Annotated in this window: 18 protein-coding genes; 7 read left to right on the top strand and 11 right to left on the bottom strand. The window is 65.4% G+C overall.

The window, feature by feature from the left end:
• Window positions 1–14: 14 nt before the first annotated feature.
• The 3 genes from AC1D02_RS00650 to AC1D02_RS00640 all read left to right on the top strand — a co-directional run bounded on the left by AC1D02_RS00650 (window position 15) and on the right by AC1D02_RS00640 (window position 3,726).
• Window positions 15–1,151, top strand: a complete 1,137-nt coding sequence (locus AC1D02_RS00650) for a PilT/PilU family type 4a pilus ATPase (RefSeq protein ID WP_477312654.1) — start codon at window positions 15–17, stop codon at window positions 1,149–1,151.
• 2 nt (window positions 1,152–1,153) lie between these two features.
• Window positions 1,154–1,636: a glutathione peroxidase gene (locus AC1D02_RS00645; RefSeq protein WP_477312652.1), complete on the top strand. Its 483-nt coding sequence runs from the start codon at window positions 1,154–1,156 to the stop codon at window positions 1,634–1,636.
• A gap of 170 nt (window positions 1,637–1,806) precedes the next feature.
• Window positions 1,807–3,726 carry a PAS domain-containing hybrid sensor histidine kinase/response regulator gene (locus AC1D02_RS00640; RefSeq protein ID WP_477312650.1) on the top strand — a complete coding sequence of 640 codons (1,920 nt, stop codon included), beginning with the start codon at window positions 1,807–1,809 and terminating at the stop codon, window positions 3,724–3,726.
• A gap of 66 nt (window positions 3,727–3,792) precedes the next feature.
• Here the strand turns inward: AC1D02_RS00640 and glcF are convergent, their stop codons facing one another.
• Genes glcF through AC1D02_RS00625 form a run of 3 tightly spaced genes read right to left on the bottom strand, consistent with a single transcriptional unit; the run spans window position 3,793 to window position 7,554 of the window.
• Complete coding sequence (gene glcF / locus AC1D02_RS00635; protein ID WP_477312648.1) at window positions 3,793–5,013, bottom strand: glycolate oxidase subunit GlcF; 1,221 nt, start codon at window positions 5,011–5,013, stop codon at window positions 3,793–3,795.
• Entirely contained in the window at window positions 5,013–6,065 is a 1,053-nt protein-coding gene (gene glcE / locus AC1D02_RS00630; RefSeq protein ID WP_477312646.1) for a glycolate oxidase subunit GlcE, read from the bottom strand. The genes glcF and glcE overlap by 1 nt, the downstream gene beginning before the upstream one ends.
• Before the next feature lie 7 nt (window positions 6,066–6,072).
• Window positions 6,073–7,554, bottom strand: a complete 1,482-nt coding sequence (locus AC1D02_RS00625) for an FAD-linked oxidase C-terminal domain-containing protein (protein WP_477312644.1) — start codon at window positions 7,552–7,554, stop codon at window positions 6,073–6,075.
• A 64-nt stretch (window positions 7,555–7,618) separates the two neighbouring features.
• On the opposite strand from AC1D02_RS00625, the gene AC1D02_RS00620 reads away from it, so the two are divergent.
• Window positions 7,619–8,170, top strand: coding sequence for a cob(I)yrinic acid a,c-diamide adenosyltransferase (locus AC1D02_RS00620; protein WP_477312642.1), 552 nt, complete (start codon window positions 7,619–7,621; stop codon window positions 8,168–8,170).
• Between the two features lie 61 nt (window positions 8,171–8,231).
• On the opposite strand, the gene dxs is transcribed toward AC1D02_RS00620, so the two are convergent.
• From dxs to AC1D02_RS00605, 3 genes are read right to left on the bottom strand one after another with little or no spacing between them, the layout of a single operon-like run.
• A complete protein-coding gene (dxs, locus tag AC1D02_RS00615; RefSeq protein WP_477312640.1) occupies window positions 8,232–10,100 on the bottom strand; it encodes a 1-deoxy-D-xylulose-5-phosphate synthase in 1,869 nt (622 codons plus the stop codon).
• On the bottom strand, window positions 10,101–10,997 hold the full coding sequence (locus AC1D02_RS00610) for a polyprenyl synthetase family protein (RefSeq protein WP_477312638.1): 897 nt from the start codon (window positions 10,995–10,997) through the stop codon (window positions 10,101–10,103).
• The gene (locus tag AC1D02_RS00605; protein ID WP_477312636.1) at window positions 10,994–11,254 is read right to left on the bottom strand and encodes an exodeoxyribonuclease VII small subunit; all 261 of its coding nucleotides are present in this window, start codon (window positions 11,252–11,254) and stop codon (window positions 10,994–10,996) included. Before AC1D02_RS00605 ends, AC1D02_RS00610 begins: the two co-directional genes overlap by 4 nt.
• Before the next feature lie 342 nt (window positions 11,255–11,596).
• Between AC1D02_RS00605 and AC1D02_RS00600 the strand changes: the two genes are divergently transcribed.
• The 3 genes from AC1D02_RS00600 to AC1D02_RS00590 are packed head-to-tail and all read left to right on the top strand — an operon-like array spanning window position 11,597 to window position 14,494.
• On the top strand, window positions 11,597–12,712 hold the full coding sequence (locus AC1D02_RS00600) for an aromatic ring-hydroxylating oxygenase subunit alpha (RefSeq protein ID WP_477312634.1): 1,116 nt from the start codon (window positions 11,597–11,599) through the stop codon (window positions 12,710–12,712).
• Complete coding sequence (locus AC1D02_RS00595; RefSeq protein WP_477312632.1) at window positions 12,712–13,635, top strand: DMT family transporter; 924 nt, start codon at window positions 12,712–12,714, stop codon at window positions 13,633–13,635. The genes AC1D02_RS00600 and AC1D02_RS00595 overlap by 1 nt, the downstream gene beginning before the upstream one ends.
• Before the next feature lie 7 nt (window positions 13,636–13,642).
• Window positions 13,643–14,494, top strand: coding sequence for a sulfurtransferase (locus AC1D02_RS00590; RefSeq protein ID WP_477312630.1), 852 nt, complete (start codon window positions 13,643–13,645; stop codon window positions 14,492–14,494).
• Window positions 14,495–14,531: 37 nt separating this feature from the next.
• Here the strand turns inward: AC1D02_RS00590 and AC1D02_RS00585 are convergent, their stop codons facing one another.
• The 5 genes from AC1D02_RS00585 to AC1D02_RS00565 all read right to left on the bottom strand — a co-directional run bounded on the left by AC1D02_RS00585 (window position 14,532) and on the right by AC1D02_RS00565 (window position 19,160).
• A complete protein-coding gene (locus AC1D02_RS00585; RefSeq protein ID WP_477312628.1) occupies window positions 14,532–15,182 on the bottom strand; it encodes a hypothetical protein in 651 nt (216 codons plus the stop codon).
• Window positions 15,145–15,321 carry a hypothetical protein gene (locus AC1D02_RS00580; RefSeq protein WP_477312626.1) on the bottom strand — a complete coding sequence of 59 codons (177 nt, stop codon included), beginning with the start codon at window positions 15,319–15,321 and terminating at the stop codon, window positions 15,145–15,147. Before AC1D02_RS00580 ends, AC1D02_RS00585 begins: the two co-directional genes overlap by 38 nt.
• A gap of 91 nt (window positions 15,322–15,412) precedes the next feature.
• Window positions 15,413–16,222: a ZIP family metal transporter gene (locus tag AC1D02_RS00575; RefSeq protein WP_477312624.1), complete on the bottom strand. Its 810-nt coding sequence runs from the start codon at window positions 16,220–16,222 to the stop codon at window positions 15,413–15,415.
• Window positions 16,223–16,314: 92 nt separating this feature from the next.
• A complete protein-coding gene (locus AC1D02_RS00570; protein WP_477312622.1) occupies window positions 16,315–17,715 on the bottom strand; it encodes a DUF4382 domain-containing protein in 1,401 nt (466 codons plus the stop codon).
• Window positions 17,716–17,942: 227 nt separating this feature from the next.
• Complete coding sequence (locus tag AC1D02_RS00565) at window positions 17,943–19,160, bottom strand: DUF4382 domain-containing protein (RefSeq protein ID WP_477312620.1); 1,218 nt, start codon at window positions 19,158–19,160, stop codon at window positions 17,943–17,945.
• Between the last annotated feature and the right edge of the window lie 111 nt (window positions 19,161–19,271).

The raw sequence follows: 19,271 nt of genomic DNA, 5'->3' as shown, positions 1-19,271 counted from the left end.
TTTCAGGACCGACGATGGAACGCGACCAGGCTTCAAAATTCATGTTCGACCTGCTCCGGCTGATGACCAGCAAGGGCGGTTCGGACCTGTTCATCACCGCCGGCTTCCCGCCGGCGATCAAGATCGACGGCAAGGTGACGCCGGTGTCGAGCCAGGCGCTGACCGCCGCGCACACCTCCGACCTGGCGCGGTCGATCATGAACGACAAACAGACCGCCGGCTTCGAGCTGACCAAGGAAGCGAACTTCGCGATCAGCCCGGGCGACCTGGGACGCTTCCGCGTCTCGGCCTTCGTGCAGATGAGCTGCGTCGGCATGGTGCTGCGCGTGATCACCACCACCATCCCGAAACTCGAAGAGCTCGACCTGCCGCCGGTCCTGGCCGACATCATCATGGCCAAGCGCGGCCTGGTGATCATGGTCGGCGCCACAGGTTCGGGCAAATCGACGACGATGGCGGCGATGGTCGGCTACCGCAACGAGAACAGCCACGGCCACATCATCACCATCGAGGACCCGGTCGAATACGTCCACCCGCACAAGAACTGCGTAATCACGCAGCGCGAAGTGGGCGTCGACACCGACAGCTTCGAGGCGGCGCTGAAAAATTCGCTGCGCCAGGCGCCCGACGTGATCCAGATCGGCGAGATCCGCGACCGCGAGACCATGGAGCACGCGATCGCGTTTGCCGAAACCGGCCACCTGTGCCTGGCCACGCTGCACGCCAACAGCTCGAACCAGGCGATCGACCGCATCATCAACTTCTTCCCCGAAGAGCGCCGCGCCCAGCTGCTGATGGACCTGTCGCTGAACCTCAAGGGCATGGTGTCGCAGCGCCTGATACCGCGCAAGGAGTCCAAGGGCCGCGTGGTGGCGATCGAAATCATGCTCAATTCGCCGCTGATCTCCGACCTGATTTTCAAGGGCCATGTGCACGAGATCAAGGAGATCATGAAGAAGTCGCGCGAGCTGGGCATGCAGACCTTCGACCAGGCGCTGTTCGACCTGCACGAGGCCGACAAGATCAGCTACGAAGACGCGCTGCGCAACGCCGACTCGGTCAACGATCTGCGCCTTGCGATAAAATTGGAAGGCAAGGACGCGAAAAACCGCGACCTGTCCGCCGGCACACAGCACTTGGGGATCGTCTGACCATGAACATTTTCGACTACTCGGCCACCAGCCTGGCCGGTGCGCCCGTCGACCTGGCGCAATACAAGGGCAAGGTCCTGCTGATCGTGAACACCGCCAGTGACTGCGGCTTCACGCCGCAGTACAAGGGGCTCGAGGAAGTCTACAAGCAGTTCAGCGACAAGGGCGTCGTGGTGCTGGGCTTTCCGTGCAACCAGTTCGGCGCGCAGGAAAAAGGCAGCGAAGCGGAAATCGGCGCCTTCTGCGAAAAGAACTACGGCGTGACCTTCCCGCTGTTTTCCAAGGTCGACGTCAATGGCGACGACGCGCACCCGCTGTTCAAGCAGCTCAAGAAGGATGCGCCCGGCCTGCTCGGCACCGAAGCGATCAAGTGGAACTTCACCAAATTCCTGGTCGGGAAAGACGGCAAGGTATTCAAGCGCTACGCGCCATCGACCAAGCCGGAAGAACTGACCGGCGACATCGAAAAGCTGCTGGCAGCGTGAGCGCCGGGGGCAGGTCCTGCGGACCTGACCCCATCTTCATCGCTACCGTCGCGAAACCGGCTGGCGATTCCAAAAAACTCCTTTCGGTAAAACCTGCGAAGCCGGCGTCGTCATTGGCGTTCGTCAGGTATAGTCGCTGCTTATTCGTTTAGCAGAATCGAGCAGCAGGCATGGATTCGCCCCTTCCGCAGCACCCACAGGAATCGTTCACCGACGGCTCCATCAACATGGATTGGGCGTTCGAACAAAGCCCGGACTGCATCAAGATCATGGAAGTCGACGGCGCCCTGCTTGCGATGAACCGCAATGGCATGTGCGCCATGGAGATCGACGATTTCACCAACGTGTTCGGCCATAAGTGGCCGGTCCTCTGGCCCGATGCCGCACGCGCGCAAGTCCAGACGGCGATGGACCGCGCGCTGACCGGGGAAGAAGGACACTTCCACGCGTTCTGCCCGACCGCCAAAGGCACGCCGAAATGGTGGGACGTTCTCGTCACGCCAATCCGCAATCGCGAAGGCCAGGTCGAGCGCCTGCTCGCGGTCTCGCGCGACATCTCCGAAGTGCGCCGCGCGGTCGAAGCCCAGCTCGAACTGGCGGCGCGCCTGCAATTTACCCTCGAGGCGACCGAAATCGGCGAATGGGACCTGGACCTCGAATCGCTCACAGCCACGCGCACGCTGCGCCACGACCAGTGCTTCGGCTACCCGGACGGCGCACCCGCGTGGAGCGTCGACATCATGCTCGGGCACGTTCATCCGAAGGACTGCGCGCACGTGCAGGCGGCATTTCACGAAGCGCTGCAGAATAAAGGAGCGCTGCGTTTCGACACCCGCATTATCTGGAACGACAGCAGCGTCCACTGGATCAGCGTGCATGGCAGCCGTTATCGCGCCGACAACCGGCCCGACCGCCTGATCGGCATTGTCTCGGACATCACCGAGCGCATGCGCACGACCGAAGAACTGAGGGAAGCGAGCCAGCGCAAGGACGAATTCCTGGCGATGCTGGCGCACGAGCTGCGCAACCCGCTGGCGCCGATCAGCGCCGCCGCGCAGATCCTCACATTGGGCAGGGCTGACGCCGCGCTCACGCTCAAGGCCGGCACCATCATCGACCGCCAGGCGCGCCACATGAACCGCCTGCTCGACGACCTGCTCGACGTCTCGCGCGTGACGCAAGGCCTGGTGACGCTGTCGATGACGCGCCTCGACCTGAAGCGCGTGATTGCCGACGCGGTCGAACAGGCACGCCCGATGATCGAACAGAACCAGCATCATTTCAGCGTGCAGCTCGACCCGGCGCAGGCGTTCGCGTTGGGCGACGACAAGCGGCTGGTGCAGGTGCTGGCGAACTTGCTCAACAACGCGGCGAAATACACGCCGCGCGGCGGCAATATCGCGCTGCGCCTGCGCTGCGATGGCGAAGGCGCGCACATCAGCGTCAAGGACGACGGCATCGGCATGGATTCTGCCACCCTGGAAAACGCGTTCGAACTGTTCTCGCAGGCGGCCCGTTCGTCCGACCGCACCACCGGCGGCCTGGGTCTGGGCCTGGCGCTGGTCAAGAGCCTGGTCGAGCGTCACGACGGTTCGGTCACCGGGCACAGCGCAGGCAAAGGACAGGGCAGCGAATTCGTTGTGACGCTGCCGCTGCTGGCGGCAGGGCCCAAGACGGAAGCATCCGAGGCGCCCAACGCGCCTCGCGCGGGTGCGCGCTTGCGCCTGCTGATTGTCGACGACAACCGCGATGCGGCGGAAACGCTGGGGATGGTGCTGGGCGCCGACGGGCATGCAATCCACCTCGCCTTTTCAGGGCAGGAGGCGCTCGACGCCGCGGCCGCGATTTGTCCCGACGCTTGCTTGCTCGATGTCGGCCTGCCCGACATGAGCGGCTATGAACTGGCGCGGCGACTGCACGCACTTCCCGAATTGCGCGACGCATCGATGATCGCAGTGACTGGCTACGGCAGCAAGAACGACCGCGAGCACTCGATCCATGCGGGCATCGACCACCACCTGACCAAACCCGTCGATACGGTGCTGCTCAATGAGGTGCTCGCTTCCATCGCGCCGAAGGTGGCGAATTAAACACGGGGCGAGGTTCACGCGGCGGCGCCAAACCCGGGGTCAGGTCCGGCGGACCTGACCCCATTCCTACGCCAGCGCGCGGTCGATCAGTTCGATCCAGTGCGTCACCGGAATGTCGGTCCCCGACTGCAGGTGGGTCAGGCAGCCAATGTTGGCCGAGACGATTTCCTCGGCGCCGGTGGCCGTCAGGTTGGCCAGCTTGCGGTCGCGCAGCTCGTGCGACAGCTCCGGCTGCAGCATCGAATACGTGCCGGCGGAACCGCAGCACAGATGGCTGTCGGCGCACAGCGTGACGTCGACGCCGGCCGCGCGCAGCACGCCTTCGACCTTGCCGCGGATCTGCTGGCCATGCTGCAGGGTGCACGGCGGATGGTAGGCGACCCGCTTGGCGATCTTCCCCTTCAGCTTCGCGCCCAGCTCCGCTTCGAATTCCGGCATGATTTCCGACAGGTCGCGCGTCAGCGCCGAAATGCGTGCTGCCCTTTCCGCATACGCGCTGTCGTTCGCCAGCAGGTGGCCGTATTCCTTCACGGTCACGCCGCAGCCGGAAGCGGTCATGACGATCGCCTCCACTTGTTCAATCATCGGCCACCAGGCGTCGATATTACGGCGCATGTCGTTCAGCCCCGCTTCCTGGTCGTTCAGGTGGAAGCGCAGCGCGCCGCAGCAGCCGGCCTTCGGCGCGACCACCAGCTGCACGCCGACGGCGTCGAGCACGCGCGCCGTGGCGCTGTTGATGTTCGGCGCCATCGACGGCTGCACGCAGCCATCGAGCACCAGCATCTTGCGCGCATGGACGCGGCTCGGCCACACGCCCGCATCGGGTGTCGGCGGCAGCTTGTCCTGCAGGTCGCGCGACAGCAACGGGCGCACCAGCTGGCCGGCCTTGAACGCCGGCTTGAAGATCCATTCGCGCGGCAGCGACTCCTTCAGAAGCGTGCGCGTGATGCGCTCGCCGATCGGTCGCGCGACGCGCTGCTCGACCACCTTGCGGCCGATGTCCACCAGCCGGCCGTACTTCACGCCGGACGGACAGGTCGACTCGCAATTGCGGCAGGTCAGGCAGCGGTCCAGGTGCAGCTGGGTCTTGCGCGTCGGCTCGGCGCCTTCAAGTACTTGCTTAATCAAGTAAATCCGCCCGCGCGGGCCATCGAGTTCGTCGCCCAGGATCTGGTAGGTCGGACAGGTCGCGGTGCAGAAGCCGCAATGCACGCAGGCGCGCAGGATCGCTTCGGCTTCGTCGCCCTCGGGCGTGCCTTTGATGAAGTCGGCGAGATTGGTTTGCATCAGTACATCCGTCCCGGGTTGAATACGTTCGACGGATCGAATGCCGCCTTGAGCCGTTCATGGATCTTCGCGACGGCCGGCGCCAGTGGCTGGAACACGCCGACGCGCTTGTCGCCGCCGCGGAACAGCGTGGCGTGGCCGCCCACCGCCGTCACCGCCGCGCGTATGTCCTGGGCCGAGCCGCCGCCCCTGAGCCAGCGCTGCGCCCCGCCCCACTCGATCAGCTGTTCGCCCTTGAGGACGATGGCGCCGGTGGTCGATGGCACCGACAGGCGCCACAGGCTCTCGGCGCCGCTGAAGAATTCGTGCTGCTGCTCGCGCAGGCTGGCCCAGAAGGCGCGGCCTTCGCCGACCGATTCGCCGCCGAACTCGCGCACCGCGGCGTCCACCGCGGCCTGCGCGCCAGCCAGGCGCACGGTGAGCTGACCGTTGTGCCAGCAGCTCGCCGTAATCGGCAGCGGCTGGCCGCCCCACTCGTTCAGGCGACGGATCGCATCGATCTCGCTCATCTCGAACCGCAGCGTCGCTTCGCGCACGGGGCGCGGCAGCACCTTGACCGAATGCTGCAGCGTCAGGCCCAGCGTGCCCATCGAGCCGGCCAGCAGGCGCGACACGTCGTAACCGGCCACGTTCTTCATGACCTGGCCGCCGAAGGTCAGCATCTCGCCCTTCCCGTCCATCATCACCGCGCCGAGCACGAAGTCGCGCACGGCGCCGCTGGCTGCGCGCCGCGGACCGGACAGGCCCGCCGCGATCGCGCCGCCGAACGTGGCGCCGGCGCCAAAGTGCGGCGGCTCGAACGCAAGCATCTGGTTGCGCTCGGCCAGCGCCGCTTCGATCTCGGCCAACGGCGTGCCGCTGCGCGCGGTGATCACCAGCTCGGTCGGCTCGTAGTCGACGATGCCGGAAAATGCGCGCGTGTCGAGGATCTCGCCATCGAGCGCCTGGCCGTACCAGTCCTTGGTGCCGCCGCCGCGGATGCGCAGGCTGCGCTTGTCGGCCGCGGCCGCGAGGATCCGGTCCCTGAATTGTTCGATGTCCCGCACTGTCATGTCCTCGTCAAAATCGCGGCAAGTCGGCAAACGGCAGCAGCCCGGCGCTGACTCGCATCTTGCCGAATTCGGCGCAGCGGTTCAGGGTCGGGATGGCCTTGTCGGGATTGAGCAGGAAAGGCACGTCGAACGCGCGCTTCACCGCGAAGAAGGCGTCCAGCTCCGCCCTGCCGAACTGGATGCACATCGAGTCGATCTTCTCCTTGCCCACGCCATGTTCACCGGTGATGGTGCCGCCCACTTCCACGCACAGCGCGAGGATGGCGGCGCCGAAAGCTTCGGCGCGCGCGAATTCGCCCGGCTGGTTGGCGTCGAACAGGATCAGCGGATGCAGGTTGCCGTCGCCGGCGTGGAACACGTTGGCGCAGCGCAGGCCGTATTCGGCCTCCATCAGCTCGATGCCGGTCAGGACCTGCGCCAGTTTCTTGCGCGGGATGGTGCCGTCCATGCAGTAGTAGTCGGGCGAGATGCGGCCCGCCGCCGGGAAGGCGTTCTTGCGGCCGGACCAGAACTTCATCCGCTCCGCCTCGCTCTGCGACACTTGGATCGCGCTGGCGCCGGCCGCTTGCAGCACGCCGGTCATGCGCTCGATCTCCTCGTCCACTTCGAGCCGGGTGCCGTCTGCCTCGCACAGCAGGATGGCGGCGGCGTCGGTGTCGTAGCCTGCCTTGACGAACGGCTCGACCATGCGCACCGAGGTGCGATCCATCATTTCGAGGCCGGCGGGGATGATGCCGGCGGCGATCACGCTGGCCACCGCGTTGCCGCCTGTGACCACGTCGTCGAACGAGGCCATGATCACGCGCGCCGACTGCGGCTTGGGCACCAGCTTGACGGTGACTTCGGTGACGATGCCGAGCATGCCTTCGGAGCCGATGAAGACCGCCAGCAGATCCAGGCCCGGCGCGTCGAGCGCCTCGCCGCCAAGCTCGATGATCTCGCCGTCGATGGTGGCCACGCGCACGCGCAGCACGTTATGCACGGTCAGTCCGTACTTTAGGCAGTGGACGCCGCCCGAGTTTTCGGCCACGTTGCCGCCGATGGTGCAGGCGATCTGCGACGACGGATCGGGCGCGTAATACAGCCCGTGCTGCGCGGCCGCTTCGGAGATGGCGAGGTTGCGCACGCCCGGCTGGACCACGGCGGTGCGGGCGTCGGGCTCGACCCGGACGATGCGGTTCAGGCGCGCGGTGGAGATGACCACACCGTCATGCAGCGGCAGCGCGCCGCCCGACAGTCCGGTGCCGGCGCCGCGCGGCACGATGGGCACCTTCAGCTCGCGGCAGATATTCAGGATCGCCAGCACCTCCTCTTCGGAGTCGGGCAAGGTGACCACCATCGGCAGCTGGCGGTAGGCCGCCAGGCCGTCGCACTCGTAGGGATGCGTGTCTTCCGGGTCGGACAGCACGCAGCGTTCGGGCAGGACCGCGCGCAAGGCTGCCGCGACTTGACGCCTGCGTTCGGGATCGATGGGGAGGGACTGGGACATATGTCGATTGTACTGGAATGGCGTTTTGCCGTATCCTCGGCTTATTCGATTTCAGGAAAATATCATGGGAAACAGGCTTTCAAAAATCGCGACGCGCACGGGCGACAACGGCACTACCGGGCTGGGCGACGGCAGCCGCACCGAGAAGGACAGCGCGCGCATCGCCACCCTGGGTGATGTGGACGAACTCAATAGCTTCGTCGGGCTGCTGCTGTGCGAGGACATGCCGGCCGACCTGCGCGAAGAACTCGTGACCATCCAGCATGACCTGTTCGACCTCGGCGGCGAGCTGTGCATCCCGGGCTTCCAGCTGATCACCGATGCGCACGTGGTGCGGCTCGATGCAATGCTGGAGAAGTACAACTCGGACCTGCCGGTGCTGAAGGAGTTCATTTTGCCGGCGGGGTCGCGCGCGGCGTCGATCGCGCACGTGTGCAGGACCGTATGCAGGCGCGCGGAGCGCAGCATCGTCACGCTTGGGAAGGCGGAGAAGATCAACGAGCATCCGCGCCAGTATGTGAACCGGCTGTCGGATCTGATGTTCGTGCTGGCGCGGGTGCTGAACCGGTTTGCCGGCGGCAGCGACGTGCTGTGGCAGCACGAGCGCAAGCGGTAACGGAGACTGCGGCGTTAAGTTCGGGGTCAGGTCCGGCGGACCTGACCCCAGCCTTTGGACGCTAGCTGTTGTTCACCACGAGTCGTGGCTCGGCCAGGGCAAAGCGCTGGCGAATCGACGCGGCGATTCCCTTGGCATCGAGCCCGACGCCGGCCAGCAGGGCCGCCGGGTCGCCATGGTCGATGAACTTGTCCGGCAAGCCGAGCATCATGATCGGCTTGACGATACCTTCGGCGGCCATGGCTTCCGCCACCGCCGCGCCGGCGCCGCCCATCACGCAGCCCTCTTCCACCGTCACCAGATAGTCGTGCTCGCGCGCCAGCTGCTTGACCAGCTCGACGTCGAGCGGTTTGACGAAGCGCATGTTGGCCACGGTCGCATCGAGCTCTTCGCCGGCCTTGACGCTCGGCGCCACCATCGAGCCGAACGCCAGGATCGCCACTTTGGCGCCGCGGCGCTTGATCTCGCCCTTGCCGATCTCGATCGAGGTCAGCTCTTTTTCGATCACCGCGCCGATGCCGGCGCCGCGCGGATAGCGCACCGCGGCCGGACCGTCGTAATGGAAGCCGGTGGTCAGCATGCGGCGGCATTCGTTTTCGTCCGACGCCGCCATCACCACCATGTTCGGGATGCAGCGCAGGTAAGCCAGGTCGTAATTGCCGGCGTGGGTCGCGCCGTCGGCGCCGACCAGGCCCGCGCGGTCGAGCGCGAACACCACGTCGAGGTTTTGCAGCGCCACGTCGTGAATCAGCTGGTCGTAGCCGCGCTGCAGGAAGGTCGAGTAGATCGCCAGCACCGGCTTCAGGCCTTCGGTCGCCAGGCCGCCGGCGAACGTCACCGAGTGCTGTTCGGCGATGCCGACGTCGAAGTAGCGTTCAGGGTACTGCTGCTCGAAGCGCACCATGCCCGAGCCTTCGCGCATCGCCGGCGTGATGCCGACCAGGCGCTTGTCGGCCGCCGCCATGTCGCACAGCCAGTTGCCGAATACTTCGGTGTAGGTGACCTTGCCCGCCGCCGCCGGCTTGATGCCTTCGGACGGATTGAACTTGCCGGTGCCGTGATACAGGATCGGCTCGGCCTCGGCCAGCTTGTAGCCCTGGCCCTTCTTGGTCACGACGTGCAGGAACTGCGGGCCCTTGAGCTTCTTGATGTTTTCCAGCGTCGGGATCAGGGATTCGAGGTCGTGGCCGTCGATCGGGCCGATGTAATTGAAGCCGAATTCCTCGAACATCGTGGCCGGAACCACCATGCCCTTGGCGTGTTCTTCCAGGCGCTTGGCCAGCTCGCGCACCGGCGGCGGCAGCACCGTCTTGCCGACCGACTTGGCGGCGGCGTAGAACTGGCCCGACATCAGGCGCGCCAGGTAGCGGTTCAGCGCGCCGACCGGCGGCGAGATCGACATGTCATTGTCGTTCAGGATCACCAGCAGGTCGACGTCCTCCTGGACGCCGGCGTTGTTCAGCGCCTCGAACGCCATGCCGGCCGTCATCGAGCCGTCGCCGATCACGGCGATCGCGTGGCGGTGCTCGCCCTTGATCTTGGCCGCCTGCGCCATCCCCAGCGCGGCCGAAATCGAGGTCGACGAGTGCGCGGTGCCGAAGGTGTCGTACTCGCTTTCGTCGCGCTTCGGGAAGCCCGACAGGCCGGCGAACTGGCGCAGCGTGTGCATGCGGTCGCGCCGGCCAGTAAGGATCTTGTGCGAATAGGTCTGGTGGCCGACGTCCCAGACGATGCGGTCGTGCGGCGTGTTGAACACGTAGTGCAGCGCGATCGACAGCTCCACCGTGCCCAGGTTCGACGACAGGTGGCCGCCGGTTTTCGATACCGACTCGAGCAGGTACTGGCGCAGCTCGTGCGCCAGCGGCGTGAGCTGGGTGCGCGCCAGCTTGCGCAGCTGGGCCGGATCGTTGATTGTCTCTAGCAAGTTCATTTACGCTTTCCGCTGCACGATGAGGTCCGCCAGTGCGCGCAACCTCTGTGCTCCTTCTCCAAACGGCGCCAGCGCATCGTGCGCTTCACGCCTCAATTTTTCCGCCAGCCGCTGCGATTCTTCGAGCCCCAGGATGGACACGTAAGTCGGCTTGCCGTTGGCCGCGTCCTTGCCGGCGGTCTTGCCCAGCGTGGCCGAATCGGCCGTCGCGTCGAGCACGTCGTCGACCACCTGGAACGCCAGGCCGATCGCGTTCGCATACGCGTGCAGCGCAACCCGTTCGTCGGCGCTCACTTCGCGCCCGGCCAGCGCGCCCAGCATCACGGACGCGCGCAGCAAGGCGCCGGTTTTCAGCTGGTGCATGCGCTCAAGCTGCTCGATGTTCAGCGCGATGCCGACACTGTCCAGGTCGATCGCCTGGCCGCCGCACATGCCGAGCGAACCGGAGGCGCCGGCCAGCACGCGCAGCATCGACACCAGGCGTCCGGGCGGCACGCTGTAATCGCGCGACAGCACGTCGAAGGCCTGCGCCTGCAGCGCGTCGCCGACCAGCAGCGCGGTTGCTTCGTCGTACGCGACGTGCACCGTCGGCTTGCCGCGGCGCAGGGCGTCGTCGTCCATGCACGGCATGTCGTCGTGAACCAGCGAGTACGCGTGGATCATTTCGACCGCCGCCGCGGCGCGTTTCAATACATCGGTCTCGGCGCCGAACAGGCCGCCGGCGGCGAACACCAGCAGCGGGCGCACCCGCTTGCCGCCGCCGAGCACCGTGTAGCGCATCGCTTCGTGCAGCCTGGCCGGCGCCACGTCCGGGCGCGGCAGGAACTCGTCGAGCGCGTCCTCGACATGCACCTGCACCGTCTGCATCCAGCCTTCGAACGAGGCGGCTATCGTCATTGGGCGCCCTGGTCGATGCCTTCGGCGGCGAACGGCTTGAGCATGTCGCCCTCGAGCACCTTGACCTGGGACTCCACCTTGTCGAGCTGGCCGGCGCAGTACTTGACGAGTTCCGAGCCGCGCGCATACGCCGCCACCGATGCCTCGAGCGGCAGCTGGCCCGACTCCATCCGGGTCACCAGTTGCGCCAACTCGGCCATCGCCTGCTCGAACGATTCGGGCGCCGGCGCCGCGTCTTCCATTAATTTCTTTGCCATAGATGCTTTATTCGTAACGGCCGCGCGCAACTTGTGCGCCGGCGGCGAGTCTAATTGCTTATTCTAGATCAATCCACCGCTTCGGTGATGACGCTTGGTCTTTTGGCAGCATGCGCACAAATGGACATTTTATCGCACTCGGTCCCTCCCCAATGAAAACGATGTACTTGCTGCAATACCTGCACCGATCCGCACCACATTCCCGCGCCGGCCCGCGACTGTAGAGCCCGTTCCACGGTATAATCGCCGGTTCTGTCCGAAATACCGTATTTCCGCAAGCTAATACTGGTCTTTGGATTCTTTCTCTTCTTTGCTCGGTGCACATATTAAAGGGGGGTTGGGATGTCCGATCTGGCTACCCACGCCAAGCTGGCGCGCCCGAACGCGCAGCTTCCGGTAGATGTCTATTTTGACGAAGCGCTGCTGAAGCGCGAGATACAACAATTGTTCCAGTCGGGGCCGCGCTACGTCGGCCACGAACTGATGGTGCCCGAGGTCGGCGACTTCGCCACGCTCGCGTCCGAGAAAGAAGGCCGCATGCTGGTGCGCAATCCGCACGGCATCGAAGTGCTGTCGAACGTCTGCCGCCATCGCCAGGCGCTGATGTTCAATGGCCGCGGCAATGCCGACAACATCGTCTGCCCGCTGCACCGCTGGACCTACGACCTCAAGGGCGAACTGATCGGCGCGCCGCATTTCCCCGAAACGCCGTGCCTGCATTTATCCAAGACCCCGCTGCAAAACTGGAACGGCCTGCTGTTCGAGCAGAACGGCTACAACGTCATGGAAAAGCTGTCGCAGCTGTCGGTGACCAAGGATTTCGACTTCACCGGCTACATGTTCGACCACGTCGAAGTGCAGACCTGCAATTACAACTGGAAGACCTTCATCGAGGTCTACCTCGAGGACTACCACGTCGAGCCGTTCCACGCCGGCCTGGGCGGCTTCGTCAGCTGTGACGACCTGCGCTGGGAATTCGGCCGCGACTACTCGGTGCAGACGGTCGGAGTCAACCGCGGCCTGCAGAAATCGGGTTCGCCGATCTACCAGAAGTGGCAGGAGCAGGTGCTCAAGTTCCGCGGCGGCGTGCCGCCCGAAAACGGCGCGATCTGGTTCACGCTGTACCCGAACATCATGGTCGAGTGGTATCCGCACGTGCTGATCGTCTCGACCCTGTGGCCGGACGGCCCGCAGAAAACCCGCAACGTCGTCGAGTTCTACTACCCCGAAGAGATCGTGCTGTTCGAGCGCGACTTCATCGAGGCCGAGCGCGCCGCGTACATGGAAACCTGCGTCGAGGACGACGAGATCGCCCTGCGCATGGACGCCGGCCGCCGCATCCTGATGGAGCGAGGCGTCAGCGAGACCGGGCCGTACCAGTCGCCGATGGAAGACGGCATGCAGCACTTCCACGAGTGGTACCGCGCCAACATCGACGTGCAGGGCGAGGAACCCTGATGGCGCCGGTGTGGATGCTGGCCGCCGCCTTCCTGTTTTCCGTGATGGGGGCGTGCGTCAAGCTGGCATCCGCCTCCTTTTCGATTTCCGAAATCGTGATGTACCGCGGCCTGATCGGCGTGGTGATGCTGTCGCTGCTGGTGCGCTTCCAGCGAGGCAGCCTGCGCACGGTGCACATCAAGGACCACCTGTGGCGCGGCTGCGTCGGCGTGGTGTCGCTGTGGCTGTGGTTCTTCGGGATTTCCAAGCTGCCGCTGGCCACCGCCGTCACCCTCAACTACATGTCGCCGATCTGGATGGCGGCCTTCCTGTTCTGCGCCGGCTGGTGGCATTCGAAGGACCACGTCGAATGGCCGCTGGTCGGCGCCATCCTGCTGTCGTTCGTCGGCGTCACGCTGGTGCTGCAGCCGGCGTTCGAAGCGCGCCAGTGGCTCGGCGCGATCACCACCCTGTGCTCCGGAATATTGTCCGCAGCGGCCTACCTGCAGGTGCGCAAGCTGTCGCTGCTGGGCGAGCCGGAATACCGCGTGGTGTTCTATTTTTCGGTGGTGAACCTGATGGCCGGCCTGGCCGGAAGCGCGACCACCGTCGTCGATCCGTCCGTCGATACCTGGCACGCGCTCGACCTGCGCGGCGCCGCGCTGATGTTGACCATGGGCGTGTCGGCCACGCTGGCGCAGATGGCGATGACGCGCGCCTACGGCACCGGCAAGACGCTGGTGGTGGCCAACCTGCAGTACACCGGCATCATCTTCTCGAGCGTCTGGGGCATGCTGCTGTGGGGCGACCGTTTCGACTGGCACGTCTGGCTCGGCATGGCGGTGATTCTCGGCTCGGGCCTGGCCGTCACCTATTACAATACCCGCAGCACCGACCGCGGCACCGCGGTCGAGAGGACCGATCCGATTGCAAGCGAGACGTAAGGACCCTATGAACACGACACTGATTTCCGCCAGCGAGCTGGCAGCGCGCATCGACGATCCGAAGCTGGTCGTGGTCGACTGCCGGCACGACCTGATGAACCTCGCGGCCGGCCGCGAAGCGTATGCGGCCGGGCACATTCCCGGCGCCGTGTTCGCCGACATGGAGCACGCGCTGTCGGGCGAGAAGCGCGGTGCCGACGGCCAGTTCCGCGGGCGCCATCCGCTGCCGGAGCGCGCCGCGCTGATCGACACGCTGCGCGCGTGGGGCATCAGCGACGACACCCAGGTGGTGGCCTGCGACGCGCACGGCGGCATGTATGCGGCGCGCGTGTGGTGGCTGCTGCGCTGGGTCGGGCATCCGGCGGTGGCGGTGCTCGATGGCGGCATCGCGGCGTGGCAGGCGCTTGGGCTGCCGCTGACGAGCGAGGCGCCGGTGAAGGCGCGCGGCTCGATCGCGGAACGCGAACCGCTGGTGGCGACCGTGTCGGCAGCGGAAGTGCTGGCCAATATCGGCACGGGCGAACGCATGGTGATCGACGCGCGCGCGCCGGACCGCTTCCGCGGCGAGAACGAAACCATCGACCCCGTCGGCGGGCATATTCCGGGCGCGCGGAACCGCTTCTTCAAGGACAACCTGCAGGCCGACGGCCGCTTCAAGGACGCAGCTCAGCTGAAGGCCGATTTCGCGCCGCTGATCGATGACGCGGCGAAGGCCATCATGCAGTGCGGCTCGGGCGTGACGGCGTGCCACAACCTGCTCGCGCTGGAAGTGGCCGGCATGCAGGGCGCCGCGCTGTATCCGGGCTCGTGGAGCGAGTGGTGCGCGGACCCGGCGCGCCCGGTCGCTACCGGCGAATGAACGGCCGGGGTCAGGTCCGGCGGACCTGACCCCATCTTCAGCCGCTGCCGCAACCTCCCCCGCACCCTCCTCCGCAGCCGCTCCCTCCACCGTCTCCTCCACCGCCTCCTCCGCCATCGCAACTGCCGCCATCTCCGACGCTGAAGCTTCCGCACCCGCCGCCATCCGCGTTCGAGCGCTTTACGCCCGGGCCGGCACCTGCGGCCGTTACCAGGCCGGCATCTGCATCCGCTATCAGGCCGGACGCCTGTAGCTGGGCGAGCGACAAACCATCCGGGCACCACAACCTACCCACCGGCCGCCCTTGCTGATCGAGGCGCTGGCAGGCGAGCCTACCCCGCTCAATTCGGTAGCCGAAGCCGTAGGGCATTTTCAAGTAGCCGTCCAGCGCGAAAAGCCGCGGAACGCAGGGTATGAACGGGTTACGCCGTTCCAGCCTGCGCGCGGCCACCACGCAGTTCGCCATGGCAAAATCCCCGTCCGCGCCCATCGCCCCGGACTCCACGTGTGGGATCGTCCTGCCAAAATGCCTGATAGTGAAGGCTTCGAGCGACGCCGCATCCAGCGCGATCCAGGCATGCCATACCGAGTCGGCGGCGGCAGAGGGGAGAACGCACGGCTTGCCGCTGGCGCGCACGCAGTCGAAGAAATCAAGCAGGCCTTCCGTGGCGCTGGCGAAAAAAAGCATCCTGCGGGATGCCTTTGAATTCGAACAGCGCGGTGCGCTTCCAGTATGCGTACAGCGTGGAGGGAATTTGCGCGGTCGCCTCGCAATAGCGTGAATTCTGGCGCACCTGCATGGCGCGGACGCCGTCGATCTGATTCATCAGTGTCATGATTTCGTCGCCTTTATTATTGTTCTTTATTGAGAAACAATATAGCGCCCAAAAATGCCTGCCTGATGACATACCGCAGGGATCAGGCGCGGTGGCCGCCCGTCAGGAACAGCACGATGACCACGCCCAGGCCGATCAGCAGCACCTGCGGCACCGACTCGCGCACCGTGGCGCGGCGCTGCATCTGCGGCATCAGGTCGCTGACGGCGATGTAGATGAAACCCGACGCGGCAAACACCAGCACATACGGGATCAGCCCACTGGCCTTGTCCAGCGTGAAGTAGCCGAGCAGGCCGCCGGCCACCGCCATCAGGCTGCACAGCAGATTAAAGAAATAGGCGCGCTTGCGCGTGAAGCCAGCGTTGAGCAGCACGATGAAGTCGCCGATCTCCTGCGGAATCTCGTGCGCGATGATCGCCAAGCCCGTCACCAGCCCAAGCTGCGGATTGGCCAGGAAGGCCGCCGCGATCAGGATGCCGTCGGTGAAGTTGTGCATGCCGTCGCCGATCAGGATCATCCATCCGGCCTTGCCCGCTTCGCGCGCGTCGTGCCCGTGCGCGTGATGGTGGCCGTCGCCCTCGTGATGGTGCGAGTGGCGCAGGATCGCCAGTTTCTCGAGCATGAAAAAGCACAGCAGCCCGGCCAGCAGGGTGGCGAACAGGCTGCGCGGGTCTGCGCTCGATTCGAACGCTTCGGGCAGTGCGTGCAGCAAGGAGGTCGACAGCATGATGCCCACCGACAGGCTGACCATGCGCTCGACCATCTTCGACAGCAGCGCGAACGAAAACACCGCCGCGGCGGTGATGGAAAACACGCCGGCGATAGTCGTCGCCAGCAGGATGGATAGGAGAATCGGGTCGATTTTGAAGCCTCGTGAACGCGCATTTGCCATGACGGCAACTCGGCATTGTACTGCACCGGGCGCCCGGCTCATCAGCGCCCGAGAGTCGGAACGCGGCGCCCCGGCAAGGGGCGCCGCTCACGTCAGTTCCCAGAGATCGGGAAAGGCAGCTCGTTCACAGTGGTGTAGCCAGGCGCGGACGCGGAGACCGTGTAGTAACCGAGTGCCGGAACCAGGGTGGTCTGCTCGACGAACACCAGCGGCTTGCCCTCGGCATAGGTGGCAAGCCAAGGATTCATCAGCGGCAGGTTCGAGAATCGGATCGCACCGGTGTCCAGCGCCGCATTGCGGAAGTTGATGGTCACCTCCGGGCCGGCGCCCAGTTTCTGCTTGGCGCTGCCGAACGCAGTCTGCACCGCGCTGACCGGGTTCATGAACAGCGAGGCATCGATCCGGCCCGTCGTGCTTGGCCGCAGCGTGATTGCAGTGGACGGAGCGTTGAGCGACGTCGTGCTCACGGCCGATGCCACCGGCACCGACGCGATCACCGCCGCGGCACGGCCGTTCGCGGTGATGACGACATCGTAATTGCCGACGTTCAGGCGCGACAGATTGAATTCGCCCGTCGTCGGATCTGGCAAGGTGGAACGGATCACGGCGCCATTTTGCTGGGCGCTGACGAGCACATTGGAGCCGAGCAAATCGGCGGCGACGTAGCCGTTGATGCCGTTCTTGACGGTCTGTACCGCCTTGACGTACGGCCGCAGCAGGAACCTGCCTGCGAACGGCACGACCGAGCGGCAGGCATCAAAGTCGGCCACCAGGGTCAGGGTCTGACCGTTGGCCAGATCAAAACCCTTGTCGAGCAAAATGCCTTCCGGCGCGATCGACTGGGTCGACAGCGGCAATTCCGCGCCAGCCAGCACCACGCTGTTGGTCAAGTCGTTGTTCGTGTTCGGATCGAGCACCAGGCGGGCCTGGGCGTACTGGCCCGGCGCCAATGCAGCCGTGGCCAGGGCTTCGAGCGAACCGTTGCGCATCTTGGCCAGATCGATGCGGCGCGCAGGTTGCAAGGCAATATCAGTCCAGCCGGCATCGCTCGGGCCGGCATTGGCGTTCATGTTGAAGCGCACCTTGGTGACGGTCACGTTGACGGCATCGAAACCGCACGCCGGTTCTGCGGAAAGGTTGAATTTCACGGTGCCGAACTGCACGGTCGGCGTTCCCGGATTCGGCGGGGGCGCCGGCGTCGGTACCGGGACCGGATCGGACGTCGGCACGGTCGCCGGCGTGGTCGCGCCGCCTGCAGGGAAGGTCCAGGTCGGCACGGGCGTCTGATCGGCAGACTGGGTCGGCACCGGAGCTGGCGCTGGCGTTGGGGCCGGCACGGGAGCTGGCACCGGCGCCGGTGCCGCGGGCGGTGGCGCCGGCGCCGGCGCCGGGCTGGTGGCCGCGCCACCGCCGCCGCCGCCGCAGGCGGTCACGAACGCCGCGGCGATGGAAGTCACTGCAAGCAGGCGGAGGGGACGGAACGTGGTTTTCATGGTAAGCCTCAAATTTCGTAAAGTGGGCAGCTTGCTACGACCGCAGCAAGGATCTCTGCCATTGAGTCGATCTTATAGATCAGCCCTAACATTTCCGTTCGCAAACTCACATAGCGGCTAGATTGTTGCAAATTCAAAATTGGCATTTATTTAATAACATTATACACACAGAAATAAAAAAAGCCCCGAAGAATTATTTCGGGGCTTTTTAGAGGGACAGGCCGGAGTTATGGCGTCAGCGTGATATTGACTGCGGCCTGGTTCGCCGTCGTGATATCGACCGGGGTGATCGACTTGGTGGCGTAACCGGTGGCCGACGCCTCCACCGTATACTTGCCGGCGCCCGGGGTGCTGGTCAGGTTTTGGGTGAACACCAGCGGCAAGGTCGCGCTGTAGGCCGTGTATTGCGGCGCGGCGACCGGCAGCTTGGCCAGCGTGTAGGCGCCTGTGCTGAGGTCGGCGCCGGTGTACTTGATGACGACCGTCGGGCCGGCGGCAAACGATTGCTTGGCGGCGACAAAGGCCGGCTCGGTGGCGCTGGCCGGCGTCATCGTCACGGCGCCGGCGATCGAGGCGCTGGTGCTGGTGGCCAGGGTAATCGGCGCCGCCGCCGTGCTCAACGCTGTGGTGCTGGTGGTGGACGCGACCGGCACCGCGGCCACGACCGAAGCGGCGCGGTCGTCGGCGGTGATGACGACGTCGTAGTTGCCCGGCGTCAGGCGCGACAGGAAGAACTCGCCGGTCGCGCTCGGCACGGTGGCGCTGACGATCGCGCCGTTCTGCTGCGCCGACACGCTGACGTGGCTGGCCAGCAGAGCCGGGCTGATAAAGCCGGATATACCGTTGATCGAGGTCGGCACGACCTTGACGACGGGCTTGAGCATGACCTTGCCGTTGCCGGTGGTGACGACCGATTTGCAGGCGTTGAAGTCGAGCACCAGGTCGACGCGCTGGCCGGCCACGACGTCGAACTCGTTCACCAGCTTGATGCCGCTCTGAACGGCGCTCGGCGTGGTCAGCGAGACTTCGGTGGTGCTGCCGGTGCGGACGACCGAGTTGGCCAGTCCGCTGCCGGTGTTGGCGTCGAGGACCAGGCGCAGCTGGGTGTAGTGGCCCGGCGCGAGCGTGGTCTGGCCGAGCGACTCGAGCACGCCGTTGGTCAGGTTCAGCAGGTTGATTTTCCTGGCCGGCGACAGCGTGATGTCGGTCCAGCCCGAATCGGTGTCGGACGCCGTGGAACTCTGGTGCACGCGCACCTTGTTGACGGTCACGTTGACGGCGTCGAAGCCGCAGGCCGGCGCGTCGGTCATCGAGACGCCGAGCGTGCCCATGGTGGCGGTCGGGGCCGGCGCGGGGCTGCTGCCGCCGCCGCCGCAGGCGACCAGGGTGGCTGCGGCGATGGCGGTGGATGCGAACAGGGCGATGCGGGAAGTCGGTGTAGTCATGAAGTTGCCTCTTGTCTTGTATGGTGCCCAGCCAACACAGCTGTACTGACACCTTACTATCCATACGGCAACTTATTCGTGCGCCAACCCACGTTGAAACGACTGCTTACA

The sequence above is a fragment of the Massilia sp. P1_C10 genome (assembly GCF_056406475.1).
The sequence above is the reverse complement of the archived record's forward strand: the minus strand, read 5'-3'. Positions and strand labels throughout refer to the sequence as shown.